Genomic DNA, 11,875 nt, shown 5'->3' with positions numbered 1-11,875 from the left:
TCTTCATTTGAGCTGTTTAACGTTTGTCTTTACGCGCATTGAGGGCAGCTTTCATCAGCCTTTGAAAGGTCGGGCAAGCCAGATGCGTTTCTGCCGGACACTCCGCGACATGGCGCAACGCCTTGCTGAGCGTCGTCAGCTGGCGGATTTGTAAATCCAGCTGATCTGCCCGCTGATGTAGTGCCGGACGTGGCAAATCAGCAGTGCCGTCCTTGCCGAACATGCCCTTCATCTCACTCAGCGGAAAACCCGCCATCTTCCCCAGTGAAATCAGTGCCAGTTGCTGCAACACTTCCGGCGCATATTGCCGCCGTAATCCGTGGCGCGAGAAAGAGTCAATCAGCCCGATTTCCTCGTAATAGCGTAATGTTGAAGGCGGCACGCCACTGCGCTCGGCAAGAACCCCGATATCAAGAAGCTTCATACTTGACCTCAAGTTGACTTAAAGTGGCAATGTAGCAGCGACTCAAACTTGCTACAAGAGGAACCACTGTGTGTTTCGCCCCTCAAACCAATCCACCTCGTCTTGCAATCATTGCTCTTTCGGGAGCAATGTTGCTCGCCTCCATGGCTGTCAGTATCACCTCAGTTGCATTGCCCGCCTTAAGCAGAGCGATGGAAGCACCTGTTTCCGCAGTGCAATGGGTTGTGCTGATTTATCTGCTTTCCGTCACCATCACGATTGTGCTGGCAGGTCGCTGCGCCGATCTGTTCGGCCATCGCTTCATCCTGCTGTCCGGACTGACCATTTTTACCGGCAGCTCACTATTGTGCGCCACAGCCCCAAATCTCACAACACTCATCATAGCCCGTGCCATACAGGGTATCGGTGGCGCCATCCTTATGGCATTGCCGGTCTCAATATTAAGAGGAATGATCTCCTCTGAGCGCACAGGCTCTGCCATGGGATTGCTTGCCTCTATGTCCGCAGTCGGTACAGCGCTCGGCCCTGCCCTTGGCGGCCTTCTTATCTCCGGCTTTGGCTGGCGCTCGGCCTTTATTCTGCTGGCTGTTAGCGGATTTATTATATTGGTTTTGGCAATCAGAGCGATACCGACATCCGCGCCTGTAACTAAAACCAGCCAAACACTGGATTTATCGGGTGCATTCTTACTCGCTATCGTACTGTTTCTTTATGCATTGATATCCAACGGACAACAAAATGTCATAGGTTTGAGGTTACCGCTCATAATCCCCGTCGCACTGCTGGCGCTCATCTTCTTTATCATCGTTGAGATCAGAGCGCCGTCACCACTGGTTCCCTTATCCGTTTTACGCAACCCTGCAATCAGCGCTTCTCTGCTCACCAATTGGCTCATCAGTTCAGTCATGATGGCCATGCTGGTCGTCGGTCCGCTGTTTTTGTCTTTCGGTTTACTGCTGGGAGAAGCCCAAACAGGACTGGTTGTTGCCGTGGGGCCGGTAGTTGCAGCTTTGGCAGGTGTTCCGGCTGGCCGTCTCACGGACCAGTTCGGAGCAAAACGCATTCTCTCAACCGGCCTGGGCGCCATGACTGTGGCACTCATCTGCATGGCCTATCTGCCGGTGCATATCGGAGTAACCGGTTATATCGTATCGCTTATTATGCTGACACCGTGTTTTCAGCTGTTTCTGACAGGTAATAACACAGCCATCATCAATGCCGCTCCGGAGGACCAGCGCGGCATCATATCAGGTCTAATGGGATTATCGCGCAACTTAGGTTTTATGACTGGCGCATCGGTCATGGCGACAATATTTATTTCATCACTCGGGCAACCGGATCTGGTTCATGCCACAGTCAGTTCTGTCGGCTCAGCCTTTACTGTCACATTGCTGACAGCTGCAGGACTGGCACTTATCTCGCTGATCATTACACTCGTCAGCCTCAAAAAATAGTGCAGCTGAAATACTAAAAATATCCCGGTGCGGGCCTGATATCCGGCCTGCACCTCATCGCTCAGAGCCTGCCCTGCCGGCGGTTCTGTAGTGAACTGATGTCACAGTTTTAGTGTTTAATGTCGGGTAACCTGCGTTTTAAGCTTTTCAATCTGTTCCTTCAGATGAAGCTTTTTTCGTTTGAGATCGGCGATCGTCAGCGTATCGGTAGCTGGCAATGCTGCGGCGTCGGAAATTTCTTTTTCCAGTGCATCATGCTTCTTTTCCAGCGAGGCAAGATGGGATTCAAGTGCCATTATTGCTTCTCCTATATATATTACGCATCACTATCATCTTGTCAGCAAATCCAGCGTCCTGATGGTTTCGTCTGTCTTTACGACCCCCTCAACGTTCAACCAGACTGTGACAAAACAATGACAGTTTTGCATGAGATTTCATTAATGTCGAATTCATAATTGGCACATTTCAACTTTGCCAAATTTGTGCTAGGGCAAAGCTGAAAAAGAGGCGGATTATACTAACTTGCAGTACTCTGATAAAAACCATGTCCTGTATCAGCACATGGCAGATACGGGATTTTGCAGTTATAATCTTCCGCGCAGATAAGATCAGATGGAATATGCCATGGCCGATCAGGAACAAGCCGAAATTCGCCTCTCCGTTGCACGGTTGCGTCAGGAACACACGGATTTTGACCTTGCCATCAATGCCATGATGCAGACCGGCTGTAATCAGCTCAGCATCCAGCGCATGAAAAAGAAAAAGCTCGCAATCAAAGATCAGCTGAGCAAGCTGGAAGATAAGATCATTCCGGATATCATTGCCTGACAAGGCTTAAAACCGGCACTCCTGATATCATCGCAAATACATATCGCAGACTTTTCACAAAGCCTGCCCGCCTTCTGTTTTTCAACCCTCGCAGCTGACAGGACATTTCATGGCAGATAACACTCCAACTTCCCCGAAAGTCGCCATCATTATGGGTAGCCAGTCCGACTGGCCGACCATGCGCAATGCGGCACAAGTTCTGGATGCGCTGGGGGTTGCTTATGATGCCCGTATTATTTCAGCCCATCGCACACCGGACCGCATGGTCGACTTTGCCAAATCTGCACGAGATCAGGGTTTCCACGTCATTATCGCCGGTGCAGGCGGAGCTGCCCATCTGCCGGGCATGGTCGCTTCGATGACCCCGCTGCCGGTCTTTGGCGTGCCGGTACAGTCCAAGGCACTGTCAGGTCAGGATTCCCTGTTATCCATCGTGCAGATGCCTGCCGGTATCCCTGTCGGCACCCTCGCAATCGGCAATGCCGGTGCCAGCAATGCCGCCCTGCTCGCTGCTGCCGTTCTGGCACTGCATGACAAGCCGCTGGCAGACCGTCTGGACGCTCACCGCCAGAAACAAACCGACGCTGTGGCACCCGCCCCGAAAGATGAGGTCTGAACCATGTTGCAAGCAGGATCAACAATCGGAATTATCGGCGGTGGTCAGCTTGGCCGTATGCTGGCCATGGCCGCAGCACGCCTGAGCTTCAAAACCATCATTCTGGAGCCGCAGGCTGATTGCCCTGCCGCACAAGTTGCCAACCGTCAGATCATTGCCGCCTATGATGACCGCGCAGCATTGCAGGAACTGGCAGAAGCCTGCGATGTCATCACCTATGAGTTTGAAAATGTGCCGGTGGAAGCCGCACAGTTTCTGGCAACTAAAACCATTGTTTCCCCGCCGCCGCTGGCACTGGAAATCTCGCAGGACCGCGTTGCTGAAAAGCAGTTCCTCAATGAAAGCGATATTGCCACCGCGCCTTGGCGTGTGGTCGATGATGTAGAGGATCTGATCGCAGCACTTGGCGCGCTGAATGAACGCGGCATTCTGAAAACCCGCCGTTTCGGTTATGACGGCAAAGGTCAGGTACGCCTCAACAGCCTCGATAATGAAGCTGCGACGCAAGCGATTGCTGCAATCAAGAATGCACCGGCCATTCTCGAAGGTTTCGTGGAATTTACCCGCGAAGTTTCCGTGATCGCAGCACGTGATAAAGCCGGTAATGTCCGCATTTATGACATTGCCGAAAATGTCCATAAAGACGGTATTCTCGACACATCAACCATTCCTGCCGAAATCAGCACCGACACCGCTGTTGCCTGCGCACGCGCCACCTATAATTTGTTGCACGCGCTGGATTATGTCGGCGTATTGGGCTTTGAATTTTTCGTTCTGCCGGACGGCTCTGTTGTCGCCAATGAATTTGCACCGCGCGTGCATAATTCCGGCCATTGGACAGAAGCTGCCTGTGCGGTTTCGCAATTCGAGCAGCATATTCGTGCCATTGCAGGTCTGCCGCTCGGTGACCCGAAACGCCATAGTGACTGTGTGATGGAAAACCTAATCGGTGATGATGTGCTTAAAGTTCCGGCGATTCTCGCAGAATCGGATGCGGTGCTGCATCTCTATGGCAAGGCAGAGGCACGTCCGGGGCGCAAGATGGGGCATGTCACACGCATTAAAAGCGGAAAATAACACGGTTTCATGGGTTCTTTGCGCATCAGCAGTTGACAATTGGCCCATTCATTGACTATTTCACCTCAACCATTCAAACGTGCTCTTTGGCTCGCTCTGAAACATGCTCGCGAAAGCGGGAACCGTTTTTGGGAACAAGGCATGTATAGAAACAAAGAGCTGGAACGAGCGCGCGTTTCTAATGAAATGAGACACGTTCCAGGAATACGCCCTTTCAGGGCCAAACACATTGGTGAGTAACATGAAGATCAAGAATTCGCTTAAAGCGCTCAAAGGCCGTCATCGTGACTGCCAGCTGGTTCGTCGTAAGGGCCGCGTATACATCATCAACAAAACTGCTCCTCGCTTTAAAGCCCGCCAAGGTTAATCTTGGGGTTAATGAGCTGAAAGAAACAGCTTTAATGTTGTTTCAGACAGTCAGTTGTAAGAATTTTAACAGCGCCGGTATTAATTTACCGGCGCTGTTTTTATGCCTTTAATCAGCCGGTTTCTGCTTTATGATAGCACTATGATGAAAACACGCAGTCCCCTCACCGGTTCCCTGATCCCAGCCCTGTTAATTACAGGAGCAGCGGGCTTTGCTATGGCTGAGGATATCAGTGCTACGACCAAGACCGCGCCGCAAGTGCAGCCGATGCCACCGGCTGTGACAATACCCGATGCGGCGAAAACAGCACCGATCAGCACGACTGCACCTAAGGCCAAAGAGAAGCCGAAAAATCCTGATGTGGAAACCGGCGGATCGCTCTCCGAGGTGCGCCGGAAAGAACAGGATCAGCTTTTCACGGATTTGCGCAAAGCTTCAACACCGGAGAAGTCCCATGCCATCGCCAGCCGTTTGCGTCAGAGCTTTGTGCGCACCGGCAGCGACAGTCTGGATCTGATGCTGCGCTGGGCAGAGACCGCGCTCAATCAGTCGCGCGAGGCCGAAGCACAGGATTATATCGACGAGGTGATGGCGCAGCGTCCTGACAATGCCACCGTGTGGCAGCTACGCGCCCGCCTGCATCTGCGCCGCAATGAACTGGCACCGGCATTGCGCGATATCCGGCAGGCAATGATTTTAGAACCGCGCAATTTCGACGTGCTCATCAATTATGCAACCCTGTTGCGGGAGACCGGCAACCGCAAAGGTGCGCTGCGGCTCTATCATCAGGCTCTGAGCGTTTATCCGATGATGAAAGAAGCTCAGGATGAAATGCTGAAACTGACCGAAGCTGACAGCGATACAGCGCTCTGATCTAACATACAAAAAGCCCGCTGTGATCAGCGGGCTTTTTAATTTCACCTGAAATAGGGTCAGATCCCTGTCAGACCATCCATGCCAATATAGGCAATGCGCAGCATATTGGTGTTGCCCGGTGTTCTGAGCGGCACGCCAACAGTAATGATCACGCGATCACCCGGTTTGGCGAATTCCTCACGATAGGCAATATTACAAGCGCGATTGACCACATCGTCCAGATCATGCGCATCTTCTGTGACGACGCAATGCAGCCCCCAGACGAGCGACAGGCGGCGCGCAGTCTCCACAACCGGCGACAGGGCAATGATCGGCGTCAGCGGGCGCTCACGCGACGCTCTGAGGCCGGTCGTGCCCGAAGAGGTATAGCAGATGATAGCCGAGAGGTTCAGCGTGGTGGCAATCTGACGGGCTGCCAGAGACACCGCATCCGCACCGGTTGCTTCCGGTTCTGAACGCTGATTATTGACGATCGACGGATAGTTTGGATCGCGTTCCACTTTTTCTGCAATACGCGCCATGGTCGCAACCGCTTCCACCGGATAATCACCGGCAGCCGATTCCGCAGACAGCATCACCGCATCCGCACCGTCAAACACGGCTGTCGCCACGTCAGAGACTTCCGCACGGGTTGGCACCGGCGCCGAAATCATTGATTCCAGCATCTGGGTTGCAACCACAACCGGCTTACCAGCTTTACGGCAGGCACGGACGATCTGCTTCTGGATGCCCGGAACGCTTTCCAGCGGCATTTCCACACCCAGATCACCACGGGCGACCATCAGCGCATCCGACAATTCGATGATCTCATCGAGACGGGTAACCGCCTGCGGCTTTTCAATCTTCGACATCAGGGCAACACGGCCACGCGCAATCTTACGCACTTCCGCCAGATCTTCCGGACGCTGAATGAAGGACAGCGCCACCCAGTCAATATCTTCCAGTAGAACTGCATCAAGATCGCGGCGATCTTTTTCCGTCAACGCACCAACCGGCAAAGTTGTATCCGGCAGGCTCACGCCTTTGCGGTCAGAAATTTTAGTGCCGGAGATCACTTTACAACGAATGGATTTACCGTCGGTTGCTTCGGCCTGCAAAGCTAAGCGGCCGTCATCGATCAGCAGACGGTCACCGGCCTGCACAGCCTGCAAAATTTCCGGATGCGGCAGGAATACGCGGGTTTCGTCGCCCGGTGTTTCATTATCGTCCAGTGTGAAGGTCTGCCCCGGTGTCAGCTCAACCTTGCCGTCTTTGAATTTGCCAACGCGCAGCTTCGGCCCCTGCAAATCTGCCAGAATACCGATCGGGCGGCCAAGTTTGCGCTCCACATTACGGATGCGGCGCACCAGCTCGCGCATCAGATCATGATCTGCATGGCTCATATTGATACGGAAAACATCCGCACCGGCCTCAAACAATTTCTCAATAACCGCTTCTTCCGAAGATGCGGGACCAAGTGTTGCGAGAATTTTTACCTTACGCGCACGTCTCATTGATGATTGGTTCCTGTCACTGTGGCATTGCCGGACGGTGCATCGTCAGTGAGCTGCACCATCCAGCTCGATTGTTCGCCCGTATCATATTCCTGAAAACCGGTGCGTTGAAAACCGCGGGCAAAACAGTCATTCACGCCATTAATTTTGAATTCGTTTTCGGCCACGCACATATTGACCTTACCATCCCAGCGGCCGCCGCTTTCGGAATCTTCCGCATAGACATAGTAATAACGGGAGGCGAGCGGGCCTTCGATCAGGGTTTTGCAGCTCGATCCGTTAATTTGCCACCAGCCTTCCGTTACCCATCCGCTCTTGGCCCGATAGCCGATTGCAACACCAACTAGATTTTGCGTCGAGTTACATACACGGAAATCAGCGCGGGCTTCCGGCGCAGAAAACGCCACCGAGATAAATGTAACCGAAGCAAGTGCCAAAACATATGACAGGGTAGAATGAAGACGCATCCGCCAGGACCTTTCAGCGCACGGTACTGCTTAAATATGACAGCAAGGTGTAATGTCTGACCATTATCACCAAACTATGTTCCCTGCCTTAAGCCTTTGCGGATAAAACAAATGAACACAACACTGTAAACAACCGGGTTGTGGCACCGTATCTGCAAAAAAGCGAAAATGCGATGCCATAAAACCGCATAATTCACGCAAGTTGCAGATAGACTCAAGAGCCTGCGAACAGTTTTCCGCTGTAAATCAGAACAATTTGCAAAATAGTCCGGCAGAGCTGCATCAACTGCACCCGCCACCTCTGCAATCCTGTCTGGTTTCAGCCGCTTCAACCGCTGTCTGCAATTCATCTCCCTGTTTTACGAATTCAGTCACTTTCAGGAATAACAATAAAATCAAATCGATTTAATTGTTATTCTTCCTATAGCCCAGCATGAGAGAGGATGCCAGCCCTCCCGAATGCCTCGCCTTGCGATTTGTCACAAATGGCTCGCAATTCCTTGCAATCTCTTTATAGCTTAGCCATCCGATCCCGGAGCATTTCACAGCCCGAGTTCAATCAACCTGAACTGTCCGTGACGATGCGACCAAACAAAGAACTACAGCGGAACTGAGATGACAGCCTTCTCCCCTTTTGAAGTTCTCGACGGTGATTATGCACAAGGTTTGCTGCTGATTGCCGATCATGCCAGCCGTGCAGTGCCGGAAAATTACGGTACGCTGGGTCTGGAGCCGCGGGTATTTGAGCGCCATATTGCCTATGATATCGGCGTGGAAATGCTGACGCGAAAAATGGCAGAAAAGCTCAACAGTCCCGCAGTGCTTGGCGGTTTCTCACGCCTGCTGATCGACCCGAACCGCGGTGAAGATGATCCGACCCTGATCATGCAATTATCAGACGGCGCGATCATTCCGGCCAATTACCCGATGAGCGGGCAGGAACGTGAAAACCGGCTGAACCAGTTTTATCGCCCTTATCATACTGCCGTCGATACGGCCTGCAACCGGATGCTCGAAAGCAGCGGCCAAGCACCCTTTGTCGTCTCAATCCATTCCTATACACCGGTCTGGAAAACCACCCCGCGCCCATGGCAGATTGCCCTGCTCTGGGATAAGGACGATCGTGCGATTACACCACTGCTATCGATGTTGCGCGAGGACGGCAGCTTAACAGTCGGCGATAATGAGCCCTATGACGGCGCGTTGCGTAATGACACCTTGTTCCGCCATTGCACCACAAAAGGCTATGCCAACGTACTGATCGAGGTGCGGCAGGATCTGATTGCGACGCCGGAAGGTGTGCAGGCATGGGCAGAACGTCTTGCCCCGATGCTGGCACATATTAATACTATAACGGGTATGCACGATATTTGCCATCACGGCTCCCGAACCGGCGCAGTGCATCCGGCCTGAGAAGAGCATATTCCGAAAGTGTGAAGCGGTTTCAAATCAACACTGTGAACTGAACCGCTATCGAGAGGACATTTCATGACAAACATCACCGACGCACAACGTCAGACCTATGAAGCCGCAGCGTTTCGCAGGCTGGTTGAGCATTTGCGCAACCGCACCGATGTTCAGAATATTGATATGATGAACCTGACCGGTTTTTGCCGCAACTGCCTGTCCAACTGGTTTCAGGAAGCCGCCAATGCTGATGGTACAGAACTGACGAAAGATGAAGCCCGCGCCGAGATTTATGGCATGCCTTATGAAGAATGGCGCGAAAAACACCAGACACCGGCCAGTCCGGCGCAACTGGATGCTTTTTCTTCCCGAAAATCAGATCACTGACCCATATTTTAACCAGTATCTTACCGCTTGGCTGCTAGTTAAGATTTCAAGATTCTTGAATCCATTGCTTGACCATGCCGCGCATGTGAGGCAACCAAGACCACCTGTTTTAAGGCCTGCGACTCGCCCAGCGGTTCATATGGTCTTGTCTATAATCGGAGAATGATATTGAGCGACGATATTACCGGCGACAGCGCCCAGTCCATTGCAGTCGGCCAGCTGCGTGCATTTATTGAACGTGTTGAACGTCTTGAAGAAGAGAAAAAGACCATCTCTGATGATATCAAAGAGGTTTTTGCTGAGCTGAAAGGCTCCGGCTTTGACACCAAAGCTGTGCGCACCATTATCCGCCTGCGTAAGAAAGAAGCGCATGAGCGTCAGGAAGAAGAAGCGATGATCCAGCTCTATATGGACGCGCTTGGCATGAGCTGATCTGTCAGCACATAAAAAAGGGAGCGCTCAGCTCCCTTTTTTTATTGCCTTATCAATGGTCACACTTCCAGCAGCTTCTCAAAGCCACCATAGATCATCCGCTTACCGTCAAAAGGCATCGCCTCACCAATCGCCTGCATACGCGGATCTTCCATCAGTTTTTTCCATGCGGAATCCCGGACTGTTTTTGACGGAAACTCAATCCAGCTGAAAACAACAATCTCGCCGTCTTTGGCCTGCACAGCGCGACGGAAATCCGTCACTTTGCCGTCCGGAACATCATCGCCCCAGCACTCGACAATACGGATCGCGCCGAATTCCTTGAACAAAACGGCAGCTTCAGAAGCATGTTTACGATAAGCCTCTTTGCTGCCCTGCGGCACTGAAGCAACAAAACCTTCAACATATCCCATTTCCACTCTCCTCCTTGTGGGCAACGTTATTCTTCCGTTGACTTAATAAGTTGATATCAACATAATTATAAAATGTCAATAAATGTCCCGTTTTCGACCACGCTGGAAGTCCGCGATACCTGCCTCTGCCTGCATACGCAGCGTGCTGCCCGCGCCTTAGCCCGTTATTTTGATGATGCTTTGCGGCCTTACGGGCTGACGAATGGTCAGTTCTCTTTGCTGATGGCTTTGAACCGGCCGGAACCACCATCTATTGCACCGGTTGCCCGTTTACTGGCAATGGATCGCACCACTTTAACGGCTGCACTCAAACCGCTTCAGAAAAATTCACTGGTTGAGATTATTGCCGACACCTCAGACCGGCGCAGCCGTTTGCTTTTGCTGACGCCAAAAGGCTCAGACCTGCTGGCAAAAGCTGTTCCTGTCTGGAGAGAAATCCATGCGGAGCTAGAGAATAGCCTGCTCAACGGCAATGGCGATATGTTGCGCTCACTGCTGCTCAACCTTGGCAATATCTCAACGCCATAAACACAAAACTGTGTCATTCAGGCGCTTTGCCCCGCTTTTACTTTCCCTGCGCATCTTTTTGGTCATAATCCGCCACACACGAATACAGCATATCCAGCGGAGGAAACGGAATGCGCCTAAAACAACTCGGACAGTCAGAACTGAAGGTTTCACCTTTTTGTTTCGGCGGCAATGTCTTCGGCTGGACAGCCGATGAAACCACATCTTTCGCCTTGCTTGATCGTCTGCTCGATGCAGAACTGACATTTATCGATACGGCCAATGTCTATTCCCGCTGGGTAGAAGGGCACAAGGGCGGTGAGTCGGAAACCGTTATCGGTAACTGGCTCAAAAGCCGCGGCAGCCGTGACAAGATGATCATTGCTACCAAGGTCGGCGCCGATATGGGCGAAGGCTTTACCATGGCACCTGCCCATATCCGCGAATGCGTTGATGCCTCACTCAAGCGTCTGCAGACAGATTATATTGATCTCTATCAGTCGCATTATGATGATCCGAATACGCCGTTTGAAGATGTGCTCGGCACATTTCAGGATCTGATCAAAGCCGGTAAGGTACGCGCAATCGGCGCTTCCAATATCACCGGTGAGCGCCTGCAAGCGGCCCTAGACACCTCCGCGAAACATAATCTGCCGCGTTATGATTCATTGCAGCCGCTGTATAATCTCTACGACCGCAATGTCTATGAAACCACGCTGGAACCGGTTGTGAGCGCCAATAAGGTGAGCGTCATCCCTTATTATACGCTGGCGGCAGGCTTCCTGACCGGGAAATACCGCAAGGAAGAAGATCTGACCATCAGCCCGCGCGGGGCGCGAGTTGGTGCCAGCTATCTCAACGAGCGCGGTTTGAAAATCCTCGCCGCAATGGATCAGGTCGCAGAGCGCTATAGCGTGACAGTCGCACAGATCGCAGTTGCATGGCTGATGGCACAGCCATCCGTTACTGCGCCGATCTCCAGCGCCACCAAAATTGACCAGCTGGAAGAACTGATCAAAGCCACACGCCTGACACTGGATCAGGACGCACTGGATGCTCTGAATAACGCCAGCGCATAAAAACAAAAAGCCTGCCTGAAACATCATTCAGGCAGGCTTTTACTATTT

16 protein-coding genes are annotated in these 11,875 nt (G+C 52.2%); 11 read left to right on the top strand and 5 right to left on the bottom strand.

All coding sequences use genetic code 11. The annotated features are described in order from the left end of the window. Positions 1-16: 16 nt before the first annotated feature. A complete protein-coding gene (locus DFR47_RS15490) occupies positions 17-424 on the bottom strand; it encodes a helix-turn-helix domain-containing protein (RefSeq protein WP_113945314.1) in 408 nt (135 codons plus the stop codon). A gap of 68 nt (positions 425-492) precedes the next feature. Here DFR47_RS15490 and DFR47_RS15485 point away from each other — a divergent pair, with 68 nt between their 5' ends. Then, positions 493-1,878: an MFS transporter gene (locus DFR47_RS15485; protein WP_245416587.1), complete on the top strand. Its 1,386-nt coding sequence runs from the start codon at positions 493-495 to the stop codon at positions 1,876-1,878. A gap of 116 nt (positions 1,879-1,994) precedes the next feature. Here the strand turns inward: DFR47_RS15485 and DFR47_RS15480 are convergent, their stop codons facing one another. Next, positions 1,995-2,177, bottom strand: coding sequence for a YdcH family protein (locus DFR47_RS15480; protein ID WP_210207324.1), 183 nt, complete (start codon positions 2,175-2,177; stop codon positions 1,995-1,997). Between the two features lie 325 nt (positions 2,178-2,502). On the opposite strand from DFR47_RS15480, the gene DFR47_RS15475 reads away from it, so the two are divergent. From DFR47_RS15475 to DFR47_RS15455, 5 genes are all read left to right on the top strand, one after another. After that, positions 2,503-2,706 (top strand): YdcH family protein, encoded by a 204-nt coding sequence (locus DFR47_RS15475; protein WP_033315775.1) that lies wholly within the window; start codon positions 2,503-2,505, stop codon positions 2,704-2,706. Positions 2,707-2,815: 109 nt separating this feature from the next. Continuing rightward, positions 2,816-3,322 (top strand): 5-(carboxyamino)imidazole ribonucleotide mutase, encoded by a 507-nt coding sequence (gene purE / locus DFR47_RS15470; RefSeq protein ID WP_113945311.1) that lies wholly within the window; start codon positions 2,816-2,818, stop codon positions 3,320-3,322. 3 nt (positions 3,323-3,325) lie between these two features. Beyond that, positions 3,326-4,399 carry a 5-(carboxyamino)imidazole ribonucleotide synthase gene (locus DFR47_RS15465; RefSeq protein WP_113945310.1) on the top strand — a complete coding sequence of 358 codons (1,074 nt, stop codon included), beginning with the start codon at positions 3,326-3,328 and terminating at the stop codon, positions 4,397-4,399. 241 nt (positions 4,400-4,640) lie between these two features. Beyond that, positions 4,641-4,766, top strand: coding sequence for a type B 50S ribosomal protein L36 (gene ykgO, locus DFR47_RS15460; RefSeq protein WP_075657282.1), 126 nt, complete (start codon positions 4,641-4,643; stop codon positions 4,764-4,766). Positions 4,767-4,907: 141 nt separating this feature from the next. Beyond that, a complete protein-coding gene (locus tag DFR47_RS15455) occupies positions 4,908-5,639 on the top strand; it encodes a tetratricopeptide repeat protein (RefSeq protein WP_147245582.1) in 732 nt (243 codons plus the stop codon). A 59-nt stretch (positions 5,640-5,698) separates the two neighbouring features. Here the strand turns inward: DFR47_RS15455 and pyk are convergent, their stop codons facing one another. Together pyk and DFR47_RS15445 are read right to left on the bottom strand one after the other, a co-directional pair. Further along, positions 5,699-7,135: a pyruvate kinase gene (gene pyk, locus DFR47_RS15450; protein WP_113945308.1), complete on the bottom strand. Its 1,437-nt coding sequence runs from the start codon at positions 7,133-7,135 to the stop codon at positions 5,699-5,701. Continuing rightward, a complete protein-coding gene (locus tag DFR47_RS15445) occupies positions 7,132-7,602 on the bottom strand; it encodes a DUF1036 domain-containing protein (RefSeq protein ID WP_113945307.1) in 471 nt (156 codons plus the stop codon). Before DFR47_RS15445 ends, pyk begins: the two co-directional genes overlap by 4 nt. A 615-nt stretch (positions 7,603-8,217) precedes the next feature. Here DFR47_RS15445 and DFR47_RS15440 point away from each other — a divergent pair. The 3 genes from DFR47_RS15440 to DFR47_RS15430 all read left to right on the top strand — a co-directional run bounded on the left by DFR47_RS15440 (position 8,218) and on the right by DFR47_RS15430 (position 9,828). Next, the gene (locus tag DFR47_RS15440) at positions 8,218-9,015 is read left to right on the top strand and encodes an N-formylglutamate amidohydrolase (RefSeq protein WP_113945306.1); all 798 of its coding nucleotides are present in this window, start codon (positions 8,218-8,220) and stop codon (positions 9,013-9,015) included. A 75-nt stretch (positions 9,016-9,090) separates the two neighbouring features. After that, positions 9,091-9,396 (top strand): DUF1244 domain-containing protein, encoded by a 306-nt coding sequence (locus tag DFR47_RS15435; RefSeq protein WP_113945305.1) that lies wholly within the window; start codon positions 9,091-9,093, stop codon positions 9,394-9,396. Positions 9,397-9,558: 162 nt separating this feature from the next. Next, complete coding sequence (locus tag DFR47_RS15430) at positions 9,559-9,828, top strand: DUF2312 domain-containing protein (RefSeq protein WP_113945304.1); 270 nt, start codon at positions 9,559-9,561, stop codon at positions 9,826-9,828. Between the two features lie 59 nt (positions 9,829-9,887). Here DFR47_RS15430 and DFR47_RS15425 read toward each other — a convergent pair whose 3' ends face one another. After that, complete coding sequence (locus DFR47_RS15425; protein ID WP_113945303.1) at positions 9,888-10,241, bottom strand: DUF1428 domain-containing protein; 354 nt, start codon at positions 10,239-10,241, stop codon at positions 9,888-9,890. Between the two features lie 72 nt (positions 10,242-10,313). On the opposite strand from DFR47_RS15425, the gene DFR47_RS15420 reads away from it, so the two are divergent. After that, positions 10,314-10,769 carry a MarR family winged helix-turn-helix transcriptional regulator gene (locus DFR47_RS15420; RefSeq protein WP_113945302.1) on the top strand — a complete coding sequence of 152 codons (456 nt, stop codon included), beginning with the start codon at positions 10,314-10,316 and terminating at the stop codon, positions 10,767-10,769. A 110-nt stretch (positions 10,770-10,879) separates the two neighbouring features. Continuing rightward, complete coding sequence (locus DFR47_RS15415) at positions 10,880-11,827, top strand: aldo/keto reductase (RefSeq protein WP_113945301.1); 948 nt, start codon at positions 10,880-10,882, stop codon at positions 11,825-11,827. Positions 11,828-11,875 lie beyond the last annotated feature (48 nt).

Source organism: Pseudochrobactrum asaccharolyticum (assembly GCF_003314995.1).
Classification (GTDB): Bacteria; Pseudomonadota; Alphaproteobacteria; order Rhizobiales; family Rhizobiaceae; genus Pseudochrobactrum; species Pseudochrobactrum asaccharolyticum.
Note: the sequence above shows the minus strand (reverse complement) of the source record. Positions and strands in the feature narration are given on the sequence as shown.